This window comes from Vulgatibacter incomptus (assembly GCF_001263175.1).
In the GTDB taxonomy this organism is placed as follows: domain Bacteria; phylum Myxococcota; class Myxococcia; order Myxococcales; family Vulgatibacteraceae; genus Vulgatibacter; species Vulgatibacter incomptus.
The window spans coordinates 310899-325900 of sequence record NZ_CP012332.1; the positions used below are offsets into that span (position 1 = coordinate 310899).

Sequence of the window (15002 nt, forward strand, 5' to 3'; positions counted from 1 at the left end):
CCGTCGGTCGAGCCAGGCCCCTACGGCAACCGCTTCGTCTCTCCGAGCACGGGCAGCCCGAGCTGATGCTCGACCTGCCAGCGCTCGAGGGCCTTCCCTCCGCGGAGATCGGCTGCGACCGCGGCGAGGTGCGCGAGCAGCACGCCGCCGAGGAGTCCGCTCACGAGGAAGAGCATCGCGTAGGGCTTGATGGGCTTCTTGGGGAGCCGGGGCGGCGTGACCACCGCGTACCGGAGCTTGAACGCGGCCTCGGCCGTCTCCATCTGGAGGCGGGACGAGGCGATCCGGGCCGAGATCTCGCCCAGCCGCGAATTGAGGTTCCGCAGTCGCTCTCTGTCCGCCTCCTCGCGCGGGCTCTCCTCGAAGAGCGCCTGCGCCGGTTCCTGCCGGGCAGGCAGCGCCTGAGAGCTGGTGCCGGCGCCGGTGGCAGGGCTGGCGCCGGCGCTGGTGGCGCTGCCGCCGCGTGACCGGATCTCGTCCTCGAGCCTGCGGCGCTCCTCGCGCAGCGACGCCACCTGCGACGACGGCTGCTGCACGATCTCCAGCATCCGCTTGGTGGCTCCGATCGCGGGATGATCCGGCGCGTAGATGCTCTGCTTCTGCAGGAGCTCCGCCTGGAGCTCGATCAAGCGCTGCTGCCTGGCGGTCTCGAGGTCGGTGGCGGCGCGCTGGTTCGCCGCAAGCAAGGTCTCCAGCCGGGAGACGTCCGGATCCTGGTTCGGCCGACGGACCAGGCGCGGCGCGGCGGCGGGGGCCGGGGCGCCATGACGCTTCTCGCCGGCCTCGGCCTTCGCCCGCTCCTCCATCGCAACGATCCGCTGATCGATCTCCTCCTCGACGCGCGCCCTGTGGTCTTCGAGGATCGTGATCGACTCGGCGACCGTCTTGATCTCGGTGGAGTGCCTCATCGCCATGAAGCTCTCGCCCGCCGCGTTCACGACGTCGTAGGCCATCTGCTTGTCCCACCACCGGAACGTGATCGAGATGGTCCCCTCCGTGTCGATGTTGACGCCCAGGCGCTCGTCGAGGGCGTCGACGAGGCTCTCCCTCACCTCGTCGACGGTCCGCTCCCTCCCGTTGAGATAGTCGAAGAAGCGGTGGACCATCCGGATGGCGAGGGGACGCGCCGCCAGGTAGCGCTCAGCGAAGTTCACCTGCTTCGCGAGCGCCTCGAGGTTGTCGCGCCGCACGAGGATCTCGCGCGCCGCACGGGTCGGCGCGTCGCGCTCGTGGTCGCGCTGCTCGAAGAGCGCGCCGGTCAGCGGAGAGCCGGCGAGGATTGTCGTCTTCACCTCGTACCGTTGGGGAAACAACATCAAGCCCCCTACGGCAGCCGAAAAGACAACCAGGAACGTGCCCACGGCGAGGAGCGGATGCCGGAGCGGCGCGCGGAGGGTGAAGAGGATTGCGTGCGCCACGAGTGCCAGGTCGAAGAGATCGGCATCTCCGGACGTCGCCCGACGGTTGCTCTGTAGAGGTTCTCTCACGACGCGAAGCTAGCACAGCAAAAGCGCCGAAGACCGCCTGGAGCCCGGCCCGATTGGTGTATGTGCAACATGTGGTCGAAAAAGACGCCGTAGTGTCGTTTTTGGAAAACCTGCCGGGCTCGAGGGGTTGCTCGCCCGATGGGCGGTTGCGAAACTGGCCCCACTTCGTCAGTTCGTTCTTGGATTGGGGGGAGAAGCGATGCCCTCGATCCAGCCCATCGAGGTGATCCCATGAACGTGTCTTCGAACATCCGCTCTTTCATATCGGAGACGTTCTTCGTCGACGACTTCGCCGACGAGGACTCCTTCCTCCAGACCGGGATCATCGACAGCACCGGGATGATGGAGCTCGTCGCGTTCCTGGAGCAGTCGTTCGAGATCAAGATCACGGACGCCGAGCTGATCCCGGACAACCTCGACTCCCTCGCGAACCTCTGCCGGTTCGTGGAACGCAAGCGCTCCGAGGCGGCGTGACCTCCCATGTGCGGCATCGCGGGCTTCGCCCTTCCGATCGCTCCGAGCCCTGACGAGCGCGCCGCATTCGCGGCGAGGCTGCGTCGCATGGTGGCGTCCCTGCGGCACCGCGGTCCGGACGCCCTGAACGGTCTTGTGCTCCCCGGGATCGCCCTCGGGCATGCCCGGCTGTCGATCGTCGATCCCGCCGGCGGGCATCAGCCCATGCGCGACGCGGGCACCGGCGTGACCCTGGTTTTCAACGGCGAGATCTTCAACCACCCCGAGCTCCGCGAGGCGCTGGCGCCGGGGTACCGGTTCCGGACAGCCTCCGACACGGAGGTGCTCCTTGCCGCGTTCCTGGAACACGGCATCGACTGCGTGGACGAGCTCAATGGGCAGTTCGCCTTCGCCATCCACGATCCCCGGGACGGGAGCCTCTGGCTCGGCCGTGACCGCTTCGGGAAGCTCCCGCTCTTCTACGTCCACGACCGCGATTGCTTTGCGTTCGCCTCGGAGGCCAAGGCCCTCTTCGCAGGAGACGTGGTCCGTCCGCGGCTCGACGCGCGCGCGCTCTTCGAGACGCTTCACCTCTGGGGTCCGTCGGAGGCACGCTCGGCGTTCGACGGCGTACGATCGCTCCCGCCGGGCTGCGTCGCTCGCGTGCGCGGCGGCGAGCTCACGATCCGGCGGTATTGGGAGCTCGACCTGGCCGACGAGCGGATCGACCACGGCCTCACCCTCGATCGCGCGGCAGACGAGGTGGAGGAGCTCCTCGAGGACGCCGTGCGGCTGCGCCTGCGCGCCGACGTGCCGGTGGCGGCGTACCTCTCGGGCGGCCTGGACTCCAGCCTGCTCTGTGCGATCGCCCAGGATCAGCTCGGCGGGACGCTCCAGACCTTCTCGGTGGCCTTCGCCCACGAGCGCTACGACGAGCGGGCGTTCCAGGCTGGAGTCGCGGCAGCGCTCGAGACCGAGCACCACTCGATCGCGGTCGAGGCGCCCGACATCGGCGCGCTGCTCCCGCAGGTGGTGGAGCACGCCGAGGCCACCCTCCTGCGCACCGCGCCCGCGCCGCTCCTGAAGCTGTCGGGGCTGGTGCGGGATCACGGGACGAAGGTGGTGCTCACCGGCGAGGGCGCCGACGAGGTCTTCCTGGGCTACGATCTCTTCAAGGAGACCCGGATCCGGCAGTTCTGGGCGAGGAGGCCAGAGTCGAGCGTCCGCCCGCTTCTCTTCGGGCGCCTCTACCCCTACCTGGACGTGTCGCGGCAGTCGCCGCAGCTCCTGCGCCAGTTCTTCGGGATCGGGCTGGACGAGCCGGGCGCCCTCGACTTCTCACACCGGGTTCGGTGGACGAACAGCGGGCGAATCGCGCGCTTCCTCTCGCCCGCCTTCCGGGAGCACCTCGAGGGATGGGATCCGGTGGCCGAGCTCCTCGGCTCGCTCCCCGCGCGGATCCGGGAGTGGAGGCCCCTCGCCAGGGCGCAGTTCCTGGAGATCCGCACGCTGCTCTCCCAGTACCTCCTCTCCTCTCAAGGGGATCGGATGCTGATGGCGAGCTCGGTGGAGGGGAGGTTCCCCTTCCTCGATCACCGCCTGGCCGAGCTCTCTGCGAGGCTCCCCGACTCCTTCAAGCTCGGGGGCCTGAAGGAGAAGCTCGTCCTGCGGCGCATCGCCCGCGGACGCGTGCCGGCGCAGGTGACCGCCAGGACCAAGTTCCCCTACCGCGCGCCGATCGCCGAAGCGCTAACGGGCCCGAGGGCGCCGACGTGGGCCCGCGAGCTCCTCGGCCGCGACGCGGTCGATTCGCTTGGAATCTTCGACGGAAGCAAGGTGGAGAGGTTTCTCGCGAGGCTCGCGGCGCGCGCGCAGGCGCCGAGCGACGCGGACGACATGGTGCTCGCCGCCGTGGCGTCGACGCAGCTCCTGGCGCATCGATTCCTGGGTGAACGCGAGATCCCTCGGGCGCAGGCAGACTCCGTGAAGGTGTGTTTCGCATGAGCACTGCCAGTGCCTTCGTCTTCGACTGGGTCTTCGAGCACGCCCGCAGGTCGCCGGACGCGCCGGCGGTGGGCACGCCATCGGGTTGGACGTCCTACCGCGAGCTCGCCGGTGCGGTGCGGGGGCTCGCGAGCCGGCTCGAGGAGGGGGGCGTACTCCCCGGAGCCTTCGTGACGCTCGCGCTTCCACCGGGCCCGGCTGCGGTGGCCTCGGCGACTGCGATCCAGGCGCTGGGCGCATGTGCCGTGGAGCTCAACCGCCAGCTCGACGCTCGGACGATCGAGGAGGTCCTCGCTCAGACCGGCGCGCGCCACGCCGTCGTCCATCTCCGCGATGTGGAGGTCTGGGCCCAGCTCGCCCGCGCGCATGGCTTCTCGCGGCTCTTCGTCGTCGCTCCTGCCGCGCCCTCACCCCGGCTCCAGGCGCTCCTGCAGGGGATCGACTGGACCTGGGTGGACGAGCAGACGCCCGGCGGAGGCGATTCTGCGTGGGACGCTCCGGTCCGTGAGGCGGAGGCGCCGGCTCTCCTGGTCTACACCTCCGGAAGCACGGGGGCGCCGCGCGGGGTGGTCCAGACCCACTCGAACGTCCACGCGAACACCGAGGCGATCGGCTCGTATCTCGGCCTCACGAGCGCGGACCGGGCCCTCTCGATCCTGCCGCTGTTCTACTGCTTCGGTCGGAGCATCCTCCAGACCCACCTCTTCGCCGGCGGCTCGTTCTTCTTCGACCACCGCTTCGTCTATCCGAAGGTGGTGATGGAGGCCGTGGCCGAGCAGCGGTGCAGCGGCTTCTACGGAGTTCCCCTCACCTTCGAGCTGATCCGGCGGCACGTGGACCTCCGCTCGATCGCCTTGGATTCGCTGCGCTACGTCGCCCAGGCGGGCGGCGCGATGAGCCCGGACACGATCCGCTGGGCGCGCGAGGTGTTCGCTCCTGCGCCGCTCTTCGTGATGTACGGCCAGACCGAGGCGACGGCGCGGCTCTCCTACCTCCCTCCCGATCGCGCGGCGGACAAGGCCGGCTCGATCGGGCGCGGCCTGGACAACGTCGAGCTGCGGGTGGTGGACGCCACGGGACGGGAGCTCGCGCCTCGCGCGGTCGGGGAGCTCGTGGCGCGCGGACCCAGCATCACGCCGGGCTACTTCCGCGCGCCTGCCGAGACGGCGGAGATCCTCCGCGACGGCTGGCTCTGGACCGGCGACCTGGGCTGGCAGGACGAGGAGGGCTTCGTCTTTCTCGTGGGCCGCGCGAAGGACATGCTCAAGCTGGCAGGGCACCGGGTGAGCGCCGCCGAGCTCGAGCACGTCCTGTCGGAGCATCCGGACGTCCGCGAAGCGGCGGTGGTCGGCGTCCCCGACGCGGCCGGCCAGGAGGCCGCCGTTGCGTTCGTGGTCGCCGCAGGCGACGCGTCGCCCGACGCCGGCGAGCTCCGGCGCTTCTGCAGGCAGCGGCTTCCGGCGTTCAAGGTACCCCGCGAGATCCGTTTCGTTCGCGAGCTGCCGCGGACCGCGTCGGGAAAGATCGCGAAGGCAGCTCTCAGGGAGGGACTCGACGATGCGATTCTCGAAGGACGTGTTGAAGCTGGATCTCGAGCGGAAGGCGGCTGAGCTCGCCGGAGCGCTCGAGGAAGCGGTGCTCCGGAAGCTCCGTCGTCGCGGCGTGGTCGTGGCGATCTCGGGAGGGATCGACTCGGCCTGCGTCGCCGCCCTCGCCGTTCACGCCCTCGGCCCGAAGCGGGTCTTCGGCTTGCTCCTGCCCGAGCGGGACTCGTCTCCGGAGAGCACCTCGTACGGCAGGGCGCTATGCGAGCGCCTCGGGATCGCTTTCGAATTGCACGACATCGCTCCCATGCTGGAGGCCGCCGGCTGCTACGCGCGCCGCGACGCCGCGGTGCGATCCGTGTTTCCGGAGTTCACGCCGGACATGCCGTGGAAGCTGGTCCTGGGGCCCAGCAGCCTCAACGTCTTCTACGTGGTGGTGCGGACGCCGGACGGCGGCGAGCGGAGCGTGCGGCTGACGCCGTCTGCGTACCTGGAGATCGTCGCGTCCACGAACTTCAAGCAGCGCACGCGTAAGATGATGGAGTACTTCCACGCGGACCGGCTGGTGTACGCGGTGGCCGGGACGCCCAACCGCCTCGAGTACGATCAGGGCTTCTTCGTGAAGCTGGGCGACGGCGCTGCCGACGTGAAGCCGATCGCCGGGCTCTACAAGACCCAGGTCTACGAGCTGGCGCGGCACCTCGGGGTCATCCCCGAGATCCTGCACCGGGAGCCGACTACGGATACGTACTCGCTGGAGCAGTCCCAGGAGGACTTCTACTTCTCCGTTCATCACTCGCAGCTCGACCTGATCCTCTGGGCCAAGAACCACGGCGTCCCGGCCGAAGACGTCGCGCAGGAGCTCGCGCTCCCGACGAATCAGGTCGAGAGCGTCTTCGCGGACATCGACCAGAAGCGCCGCACGACGGCCTACCTGCACGCGCCGCCGATCCTCCTGGAAGCGGTCCGGGAGCTCGAGTCGTTCGCGCTTCGGCCCGCGGGCCGCCCGCCGGCCGAGGTGCAGAGCGAAGCGGCCGCGTCTTCGCTGTCGGTCGTTTCCTAGGGGATCCTGGCGCCCGGACGCGGAACGCCGGCGAACGATCGCCGGCGCCCCCGAACGCGAGCACGCCGGCGAAGGATCGCCGGCGTGCCCTTTGGCTCCCGAGCTTCGCCCTACTGCGCGCCTCGGGCGGTGATCACGGCCGGAATCGTCTTCAGGCAGATCTGCATGTCCTGCCAGAGCGACCAGTTGTCGATGTACTCGAGGTCGAGCTCCATCCAGCGGTCGAAGGAGATCCCGCTGCGACCGCTGACCTGCCAGGTGCAGGTGAGGCCCGGCCGGACCGAGAGCCGGCGACGCTGCCACCGCTGGTACTGCTGGACCTCGGAGGGGATCGGAGGCCGCGGCCCGACGATGCTCATCTGCCCGCGGAAGACGTTCCAGAACTGCGGCAGCTCGTCGATGGAGGTCTTCCGGATGAAGCGGCCGACCCGGGTGACGCGGGGGTCGTTCTTCATCTTGAACACCGGCCCGCTCACCTCGTTGAGGGCGCGCAGCGCCTGCAGCCGCTGCTCCGCGTCGCGGAACATGGAGCGGAACTTCACCATGGTGAAGGGTCGGCCGTTGAGCCCGACCCGCGTCTGCTTGAAGAACACCGGCCCCCGGGACTCGAGGCGGATCGCCGCCGCGACAATCAAGAAGACGGGCGTCAGCACGATCATGGCGGCGAGGCTCACGACGATGTCGAAGAGCCGCTTGGCCGCGAGGGGCAGTATGTCCGACGGGGTGCGGATGAAGACCAGCATCGACAGGTCGGAGAGCTCGAAGAGGGACATCCGCCCCATGCCCAGGTGCAGCGGCTCGAGCGACACCACCACGGTCACGCCCTGGTCCTCGCACATCTTCACGGCCGGCTCGATCGTGTTCAGGCGCTCGCGCGGGACGGCGAAGACGATCTCGTCGAGCACCTGCTCGTCGAGGATCCGGGCGAGGTCCGAGAGGGAACCGAGGACCCTTCCGCTCGGGGACCGCACCGGTGCCTCGTCCAGCAGGATGAAGCCGGCGAGCTCGAAGCCCCACTGCGGGTGTTTCGCGAAGGTGATCGCGACCTCTTCGGCGGCGCTCCCCGTACCGACGATCGCGTACCGCCGCATGTTGTACCCGCTCCGGCGCAGGGCCCGGGCGGTCATCCTCACGACGAGCCGGCTGGAGACGAGCAGGCCGCTGGCGATCGCGAAGTAGAGGCCGATCAGGAGACGCGGCAGGCGCGTGTCGGCGCTGAAGAGGACCGCGAGCGTCACCACGGCGACGAGCGCGAGGGCCCTCGCGATGCGCCCGAGCTCCTCGATGATGCCCCGGGTGCGGTAGGTGCCGTACACCTGGGAGATCGCGGAGGCGGTGATCCAGAGGAGCAGGACCGCGACCACGCGCACCCAGAGAATCTCGATCGGCGGCGGCCCCCAGCGCGCCATCGGAGCGTGAGCGTAAGCGAAATGTGCCGCCGGAAGTGCGAGCGTGAAGAGGATCAAATCGGCCAGGCGGACGCAAAGATCGACGAATCGAGCGTGCTGTTTGAGCATCGTGGCCCCCCCCCTAGGAAACCGGCGGCGCAACCTACATCCGCAGATGTTTCCCTACAGTCCCACGAGTATGTGTCGATTTACATGCGGTCCTCAGCGGCGGTGTCTTTTTATGTGCAGAGCAGAGGCGCTCGCCTCCCTCGTGTGCACGTTTCGACCTCGAGAGCCGGTCGCTCCCCGCTCGTCTGGCCTTCGCTCGACCCGCGCGGGGCGTCTTCTCGTCCCAAATTGCGAGTCCAGCGACCGATCGCGGGCGGATCTCCGAATGGGGGATCCATGTCCGGATTCGAAATGAGAGCCAACGGATAGACCTCGTTGGCTGGCTGGACTGCGCCCATGACGACCCTCCCCGCCGCCCCTTACCCGCCGAGTGTCCAAGACGGGATTCCGAGACGGGAAAGATTTACCTATGCGCGCCGGGCCCAGACAGTGCGCGATAGGGGGGCGTCGGCGCGCGGTCCGGCGCGCACCTCGAACGTCACACCCTGTATGGGGCGAGTCCCGGCAGGACGCGCTCGAGGGCCGCGACGGCGGCCGCGCTCGCCTCGCGAGCGTGGCGCTTCCACTGTTCGTGGCCCAGCGGCCCGACGTCGTTCGCGACCCCCAGGAGGCACGCGGCGGGAACGCCGGCCCGCTCTGCGGCGCGGAGGAAGCCGTGGGCCTCGAGGTGCTCGACCTCGCAGCCGGATGCGCGGCCCAGGGCCGCGGCATGGTCGCCGTCCCGGGTGATCGCCACGACCGTGGCGCAGCCGACCCGCGGGAGGCCGCCCATGGAGAGGGCTTCGATCAGGGCGGGGGAGGAGCGAGCGAGGCCCGCGGCGGGGCCCGGAACGTAGGCGAGCCCGGCACCGGCATCCGAGGAGGTGAGCAGCGAGCGCTCGATCACCGCCACGCTCCCGATCCCGAGCCCGGAGCCGGGGAAGGCACCGCATGTCCCCACGAGGATCGCCCCGGAGACCGGCCGCTCGGCAAGCGCGGCCGCGGCCCCCAGGGCGGCCTCGACCGGGCCGACTCCGAGCGTCCGGGCGAGGACCCCGACGCCGCCGATGGAGCCGCTCCATCCGGCCTCGTCGGCCTCCAGGAGTGGAAGCAGGGCGTCGAGCTCCTCCTTCACCGCTGCACAGACGAGCAAGGTCTTCACCAGGTCGTCCCTATCCCCGTGGCCTCGGGATGTCGAGCGCCTTGCCCGCGGCGGGCGATCCGGGCGAAGAAGGGCCGACGATGTTCCATCCTTCTCCCGACCTCCGCAGCGCGAAGAGCGCATCCCGAACGGTCCTGGCCGTTCGCCTCGCGTGGAACGCGCCCAGCGAGCCGGGGGCCGCGCGCCCCACGCCCGCGGAGCTCGCCCGCGACGTGGTGATGGCCTACGGCGGGCGGGTGGTGACGTCGACGCCGGAGAGCCTGCTCGCGGAGCTCGAGTCTCCGACGGACACGCTCCAGTGCGCGGCGGCGCTCCACGATCGATTCGCCCTCGAGCGGAGCGAGTCCGGCCTCGCGGTCGCCGTTCGGGCTGCGGTCGCCGCCGGCGAGGTCCTGCGCCAGGGGCGCTTCCTGATCGGCGAGGCCGTGGGCCACGCGAACGAGCTCGTGGAGATGGCGGCTCCGGGTGAAGTTCTGTTCACTCAGAGTGTATGCCTCGGAATGACCCGCGGCGAGGTGACGTGGGAGCCGCACCCGGGCCCCGCCCCCGAGATCGGCCAGCCCGTGCATCGGCTCCTCGCCCAGCCCGGGGCTGCGGTGCCGGCGCTGCCCTTCGGAGGCTCGAGCCTGGCTCGTTCCCGCGCCGGGGCCCTCGGCAGGGCCCTCCGGCGCTCCGGGCCGCTGGCGTTGGCCGGGACGCGCGCCGTCGCCCGGGGTACCGCAGAGGCGGGCCGGCGGCTCTCCTCGCTGCCCCGCGGACAGAAGGTGGCGGCGGCGGTGATCCTGGCCACGGTCTTGGGAACCGCCTGGCTCGTGGGCACGACGAGGCAGGCCGCATCGATCGAATCGGCGCTGGAGAAGGCCCGGCCCGATGAGGCCCTCCGGCTCGCGGACGCTTGGTTCGGGGATTCCTCGGGCCGCCCCGAAGCGCGGGCCTGGCAGGGGAGGGTGCTCGCCGACCTCGATCGCCTCGACGAGGCACGGGAGAGGCTCGGACAGGCGCTCGAGAGGGAGCCCGGGCTCTCTTCGCGCGAGGGCATCGCCAGGGGGCTCGTCCGCACGCTGGACGAGTCCGGCGCGGATCGCGCGCTCCTCCTCAAGCATCGATCCTCCGCGCTGGAACGGGCGCTCCTCGAGGCGACGCTCTCCGAGCGCTACTGGATGCGGTGGAACTCGGTGGCGGTGCTGGAGAAGTACGGCCTGGGCGATCGGGTGGACCGGGTCGGCATCCGCCTCCTCGACCTGCAGCACGCGGGATCCTGCGGGACCCGGATCCGGGCGGCGCAGGAGCTGGGAAAGCTGGGCGATCGCAGGGCCCTCCCCGCCCTCCGGGACGCGCAGGAGAAGGGATTTCCTGGCGCCTTCTGCAATCTGCAGAGCGCGGCGCGGGACGCCATCGCCCTCATCGAGCCGTAGGTGCGAGGCCGCCCCTCGCGGGCGCGATTTCGTACGGGGTGGGGCGTCGCGGCCGCGCCGATGGAGCGGCCGCGATCAGGGCCCTCAGGCCGGGACGATCCAAGGAGCGGCGAAGCGCGGGTCCAGGCGTCCTTCCGCGAGGAGCTGCGGCCCGACCTCGGCCTCGAGGCGGTCGAGGGCTGCCTCCGCCGCGGCTCGAACGGGCGCCTCGATTGCGCCGGCTGCGCGCTCGAGCGCCGCGATCGCGCCCTGGCGGAACGCCGGACGCAAGCGCGCGTCGTCGTCGAAGGCGGCGCGGGCCGCCTCGTCGAGCATCGAAGCCGGGAGCGATGCGAACGCGAAATCGAGGCCCGAGGCCTCTCGCGCCGCCGCCGTGACGAAGAGCTCGCCGAAGCGAGCGCGCGAGATGCCCGCGTCGCCCCACGCCTCGATCACCGAGGCGGCGGCGCGCGCGGGCTCGAGGCCCGCCGCCTTCAGCGACAGGCCCAGCGCCTCGATCCGGTCGAGGGCGGCGCCCGCGCGGAGGATCTCGTCATGGGTGGCGAAGGCCCGGACCTCGGCTCGCGCCCCGGGCCCATCGAGGCCCCCGTGGTAGCGCGGGCGACGCCGGAGGAGCGTCTCGAGGGCGTCGCCGTCCGGTGCGTCGGGAAGGAACGCCCCGTTCGCCGCGAGCCGCAGGGGCAGCTCGCGGACCAGCCGCTGGGCCTTCCACGAGAGCTCCAGCGTGCACGTGAAGCCGACCTGGAAGAGGTGCTTCAGCGACGCGCCGGCCAGGAGGGTGGAGGCACGGACGGGTTCGTCGCCTGCGAGCTGCGACAGGCCGAGCTCGATCGTCGCGCGGACCGCCTGGGCCTGTGCGCGGACGGCGTCGGAGTCGGAGACGTCGACGCGATCGGCCACGAAGGAGGCGTTCATCACCGCGACGAGCTGGAGCTGCAGCTCGTCGCGGGCCTCGTCGGGGAGGAGGCCCAGCGCGCGGTCGAGGAGAGTGCCGCTCTCGAGGCTCGCCAGGAAGAAGCCCGGCGGCTCGTCGGGCGGCGCACCCGGAGCCGGCAGCGGGGCCGAGGGATCGACCTTGGCGTAGAGGCTCGCGGCCTCCTGGGGCGAGGGAAAGCCCAGGTCGGCCAGCCGCGCGTTCCGCCAGCGCCACGCGGTCTCGTTGAGCTCGCTCTCGAGCTCCCAGCGCACGGCATAGAGCAGCCGTCCCGCGCGGAACGGGTCTTCGGCGTAGAGATCCTGGATCAGCCGGCGAGCAGCGGCGTATTCGGCGCCTTCGGACGGGTAGACGAGGACGAAACGCCCCTCCGCCGTGTGCTCGATCGTGCCTTCCAGCTCGTCGGGGGGCTCGCCGTCCTCTTCGAGGTCGAAGACCCGCACGATCCCCCGGAGCAGGAGCTCGAGGACCTCGAGGTCCAGGCCTGCGAGGCGGGCGCGGTACTCTTCGTCCTCCGGGCCGCGCGCAAGGCGCAGCCAGAGCAGGACCTTCTCGGGGTCGATCTCGTCGCCCTTCCAGGCGTCGAGGTCGACGAAGAGACGGAACTGCTCCGGAGTGGCGAGGCGGACGATCGGCGCGGAGTCCGCGAGGCCGATCTCCTGGATCGCGAAGAAGAGATCCTCGGCGGGGAGGCTGGCGACCAGCGCTTCCGGCTGCCGGCTATCGAGGATCACGTCGAGCTTGCGCCGCCCTCGCGCTTTGGCGAGGGAGGCACGCTCGGAACGAAGCCACTGCGTGGAGAGCTCGGACATACTCGTCATACTGCCGTCGGCGGGACCGCGACTCGCACGGACCTACCGGACGCCGGGGCTCCCGCGATCAGCGAGCGGCGTTAGCCGGCCTTCTCGACCTTGTTGGCCTTGATGCAGCGGGTGCAGACGCGAACGCGCATCGGGCGGCCACCGACGTTGGCCTTGATGCGCTGCAGGTTCGGGAGCGTGCGCCGCTTGGTCTTGTTGTTCGCGTGGGAAACGTTGTTCCCAACGAGGGGACCCTTGTCGCAGATCTCACAACGGCGAGCCATCTTCGACTCCATTGGCAGGGCGCCTTCTACGGCGGCCCGCGAACTTCGAATAGAAGCGGCCAAAAGCGGCCGTTTCCGAAAAAGAGCGCGCAAGGTAACAGAAAAATCCGATTGATCAAGCGATTCGCGTGATCACCGAGCCGAAGGCGAGCAAACGCAAAGGAGCGCCCTCGCGCGAAGCGCGAGCTGAAGAAGTCGCTCCCTCGCCGCGGGGGGCGATTTCTTCACACGCTCGGCGAGATCGCAATTGCCCCGTGGATTCCGGGGCATGGGCGGCCGCCTACGAAGGCCGGATCTTCCGGATCTGCTCCTCCGCGAGCCGCGCGAGCCGCGTGCCGACGAGCAGCTCGCCCTCGAGACCAAGGCCCGGGAGCACGCTCCGGTTCGCCACGAGCAAGCGATCGATCGAGCTCCGGAGCGGCAGGCCCGAGAGGGCGGTCGTCCCGTCGGAGGTGAGCTCCACCCTTGCTTCGGACCGCGGCGGCCGGGCCCGGAAGCGGACGTGGCGCTCGTGGAACGGGAGGACCTCCTCGAGGATCGCGTCCAGGCGGGCGCCCGAGGCCTCCTCCGCTTGGTCTGCAGGGGCGAGGGAGGCAGCCGTCACGGTCCGCAGGCCCTCGTCGATGGCGCCGTTCGCTTTCCGCGCCACGTCGAGCTCGACCAGCGCCGGGCGGCCGAAGCCGGAGACGAGCACCAGCTCGCCGAGGCCGGGCGGGATCGCGTCCTTCGCTACGACGAGGTTCGAGACGACGAGCCGCTGCGGGGCGGAGACGAGCCCGGCCTGGCGGACGAGCTTTCGCTGCGCTCTCGACGAGGCGAGGAGCGAGGAGATGCGATCGAGGTCGGTCGCCGCGAAGCAGATCCGGCCCCGATGGGGCTCGGAGAAGCCCGCGAGCCGCACGCCCGACACGCCGCCGCGCTCGACCACGAGCTCCTCGGCGATGGCCGGGGCACCTGGCTCGCCGGCGAAGTCGCCGCGATGGCTCGCGATGAACGCACGGAGCAGCGAGGCGAGGCCGTGGCCCGGGAGCCGGCAGGCCTCGGAGAGGAGCGGCATCGTCGCGCGGAGGAAGCCCGTCGGGGACGCGTCGCCGGCGAGGTTCGACGCGAAGCCATGGAGGCCGAGGAGCGCCTCGCCCACGGGATGCGAGCGATCGATGGGCAGCTCGGTGAGCTCCTTCTCGCAGCGCGCCGCGAGGCGGGCGTGGGACCGGCGCTCCAGCCAGCCGTCGGGCGGGAGCCTCCCGGCGAGGAGGCGATCGAGCGTCGCCATTCCATCCGCCGCCAGGTCGAGGGATCGCGCCTGCGCCTCGCCGTCCGGGCCGAACGCCCGCACGAGGCTGGCGACGCGGGCGTCCCGGGAAGGCCGAAGCTCCAGCCTCGCTCGCGGCAGGAAGAGCTGCAGGCCTTCCGCGAGGGGCCGCGCAGAGCGGGACCAGGCGGGGATCGCACCCAGCTCGTCGAGGAGCGCGTGGAGCGCGGGGGCGGCCTTGGGCGTCGGAAGGATCGTCGGCCGCTGGGGCAGCCGGAATCCGCCCGCCTCGTGGTGATCGTAGGGGCCGCCATCGTCCACCACGAGCACCCGCAGGTTCCGCTTCGCGAGCAACGCGCCGGCGACGAGTCCCGGCAGCTCGGAGCCGAGGACGATGGCGTCATAGAGCTGGGTCGGACGCCTGGAGCCGCTCACGGTCGATCCGGATGCGGGCAGGCGAGGACGCCGGTGGGCCACGAATCGGGCGGCAGATCGATGGCGACCCTGCGGCCCTCGACGCTCACGAGGCCCTTGGCGAAGAGGCCGACGACCTCGGGGAGGAGGCGATGCTCCTGCTCGCGGATCCGCGCGTGGAGGCTCTGCTCCGTGTCGCCGGGGACGACCGGCACCGCGGCCTGGGCGATGATCGGCCCCGTATCCGTGCCGGCGTCGACCAGGTGCACGGTGCATCCCGCGACGCGGACGCCCGCGTCCAGCGCCTGGCGGGCAGCGGCCATGCCCGGAAAGGCGGGGAGGAGGGACGGGTGGACGTTGACGATTCGATCCTGCCAGTGGCGGATGAAGTCCTCGCCCAGGATGCGCATGAAGCCGGCGAGGACTACGAGGCCTACACCGCGCGCCTCGAGCTCGGCCGTGATCGCGGCGTCGAAGCTCCGGCGATCCGGGTAGCGGCCGTGCTCGACCAGGGCCGTGGGAACGCCGGCGCGCCGGGCCTTCTCGAGGGCGCCGGCGCCCGGGACGTTGCAGACCACCAGCGAGACCCGGGCCGGGATGCGGCCCTTCTCGCAGGCGTCCAGGAGGGCGGAGAGGTTGGTCCCCTCTCCGGAGGCGAGGACTCCGACTTCGAGCATACGGCGGCGGACCCTAC

12 protein-coding genes are annotated in these 15002 nt (G+C 70.8%); 5 read left to right on the forward strand and 7 right to left on the reverse strand.

Annotation, left to right across the window (positions count from 1 at the left end):
* Window positions 1–20 precede the first annotated feature (20 nt).
* A complete protein-coding gene (locus AKJ08_RS01175; protein ID WP_050724383.1) occupies window positions 21–1418 on the reverse strand; it encodes a GumC domain-containing protein in 1398 nt (465 codons plus the stop codon).
* A gap of 300 nt (window positions 1419–1718) precedes the next feature.
* On the opposite strand from AKJ08_RS01175, the gene AKJ08_RS01180 reads away from it, so the two are divergent.
* From AKJ08_RS01180 to nadE, 4 genes are read left to right on the forward strand one after another with little or no spacing between them, the layout of a single operon-like run.
* Window positions 1719–1961, forward strand: a complete 243-nt coding sequence (locus tag AKJ08_RS01180; protein WP_050724384.1) for an acyl carrier protein — start codon at window positions 1719–1721, stop codon at window positions 1959–1961.
* Window positions 1962–1967: 6 nt separating this feature from the next.
* On the forward strand, window positions 1968–3944 hold the full coding sequence (gene asnB, locus AKJ08_RS01185; RefSeq protein ID WP_050724385.1) for an asparagine synthase (glutamine-hydrolyzing): 1977 nt from the start codon (window positions 1968–1970) through the stop codon (window positions 3942–3944).
* Complete coding sequence (locus AKJ08_RS01190; RefSeq protein WP_050724386.1) at window positions 3941–5554, forward strand: class I adenylate-forming enzyme family protein; 1614 nt, start codon at window positions 3941–3943, stop codon at window positions 5552–5554. The genes asnB and AKJ08_RS01190 overlap by 4 nt, the downstream gene beginning before the upstream one ends.
* Window positions 5502–6551, forward strand: coding sequence for an NAD(+) synthase (gene nadE, locus AKJ08_RS01195; RefSeq protein WP_082343351.1), 1050 nt, complete (start codon window positions 5502–5504; stop codon window positions 6549–6551). The genes AKJ08_RS01190 and nadE overlap by 53 nt, the downstream gene beginning before the upstream one ends.
* A 110-nt stretch (window positions 6552–6661) precedes the next feature.
* On the opposite strand, the gene AKJ08_RS01200 is transcribed toward nadE, so the two are convergent.
* Both AKJ08_RS01200 and AKJ08_RS01205 read right to left on the reverse strand, forming a co-directional pair.
* On the reverse strand, window positions 6662–8068 hold the full coding sequence (locus AKJ08_RS01200) for a sugar transferase (protein ID WP_050724387.1): 1407 nt from the start codon (window positions 8066–8068) through the stop codon (window positions 6662–6664).
* Window positions 8069–8546: 478 nt separating this feature from the next.
* On the reverse strand, window positions 8547–9209 hold the full coding sequence (locus AKJ08_RS01205; protein ID WP_050724388.1) for a phosphorylase family protein: 663 nt from the start codon (window positions 9207–9209) through the stop codon (window positions 8547–8549).
* Window positions 9210–9289: 80 nt separating this feature from the next.
* Here AKJ08_RS01205 and AKJ08_RS01210 point away from each other — a divergent pair, with 80 nt between their 5' ends.
* Window positions 9290–10624, forward strand: coding sequence for a hypothetical protein (locus AKJ08_RS01210; RefSeq protein WP_157370388.1), 1335 nt, complete (start codon window positions 9290–9292; stop codon window positions 10622–10624).
* 84 nt (window positions 10625–10708) lie between these two features.
* On the opposite strand, the gene AKJ08_RS01215 is transcribed toward AKJ08_RS01210, so the two are convergent.
* The 4 genes from AKJ08_RS01215 to purN all read right to left on the reverse strand — a co-directional run bounded on the left by AKJ08_RS01215 (window position 10709) and on the right by purN (window position 14985).
* Entirely contained in the window at window positions 10709–12370 is a 1662-nt protein-coding gene (locus AKJ08_RS01215) for a DUF6178 family protein (RefSeq protein ID WP_050724390.1), read from the reverse strand.
* A gap of 80 nt (window positions 12371–12450) precedes the next feature.
* A complete protein-coding gene (rpmB, locus tag AKJ08_RS01220) occupies window positions 12451–12642 on the reverse strand; it encodes a 50S ribosomal protein L28 (RefSeq protein ID WP_050727387.1) in 192 nt (63 codons plus the stop codon).
* Between the two features lie 280 nt (window positions 12643–12922).
* Window positions 12923–14329, reverse strand: a complete 1407-nt coding sequence (locus AKJ08_RS01225) for a phytoene desaturase family protein (RefSeq protein ID WP_157370389.1) — start codon at window positions 14327–14329, stop codon at window positions 12923–12925.
* A complete protein-coding gene (purN, locus tag AKJ08_RS01230) occupies window positions 14326–14985 on the reverse strand; it encodes a phosphoribosylglycinamide formyltransferase (protein ID WP_050724392.1) in 660 nt (219 codons plus the stop codon). The genes AKJ08_RS01225 and purN overlap by 4 nt, the downstream gene beginning before the upstream one ends.
* Between the last annotated feature and the right edge of the window lie 17 nt (window positions 14986–15002).

Excerpts from the sequence above, each read along its gene's own strand:
- rpmB (WP_050727387.1), bottom strand. The coding sequence starts at position 12,642 with ATGGCTCGCCGTTGTGAGATCTGCGACAAGGGTCCCCTCGTTGGGAAC.
- AKJ08_RS01190 (WP_050724386.1), top strand. The coding sequence starts at position 3,941 with ATGAGCACTGCCAGTGCCTTCGTCTTCGACTGGGTCTTCGAGCACGCC.
- purN (WP_050724392.1), bottom strand. The coding sequence starts at position 14,985 with ATGCTCGAAGTCGGAGTCCTCGCCTCCGGAGAGGGGACCAACCTCTCC.
- nadE (WP_082343351.1), top strand. The coding sequence starts at position 5,502 with ATGCGATTCTCGAAGGACGTGTTGAAGCTGGATCTCGAGCGGAAGGCG.
- AKJ08_RS01180 (WP_050724384.1), top strand. The coding sequence starts at position 1,719 with ATGAACGTGTCTTCGAACATCCGCTCTTTCATATCGGAGACGTTCTTC.
- AKJ08_RS01210 (WP_157370388.1), top strand. The coding sequence starts at position 9,290 with ATGTTCCATCCTTCTCCCGACCTCCGCAGCGCGAAGAGCGCATCCCGA.
- asnB (WP_050724385.1), top strand. The coding sequence starts at position 1,968 with ATGTGCGGCATCGCGGGCTTCGCCCTTCCGATCGCTCCGAGCCCTGAC.
- AKJ08_RS01200 (WP_050724387.1), bottom strand. The coding sequence starts at position 8,068 with ATGCTCAAACAGCACGCTCGATTCGTCGATCTTTGCGTCCGCCTGGCC.
- AKJ08_RS01215 (WP_050724390.1), bottom strand. The coding sequence starts at position 12,370 with ATGTCCGAGCTCTCCACGCAGTGGCTTCGTTCCGAGCGTGCCTCCCTC.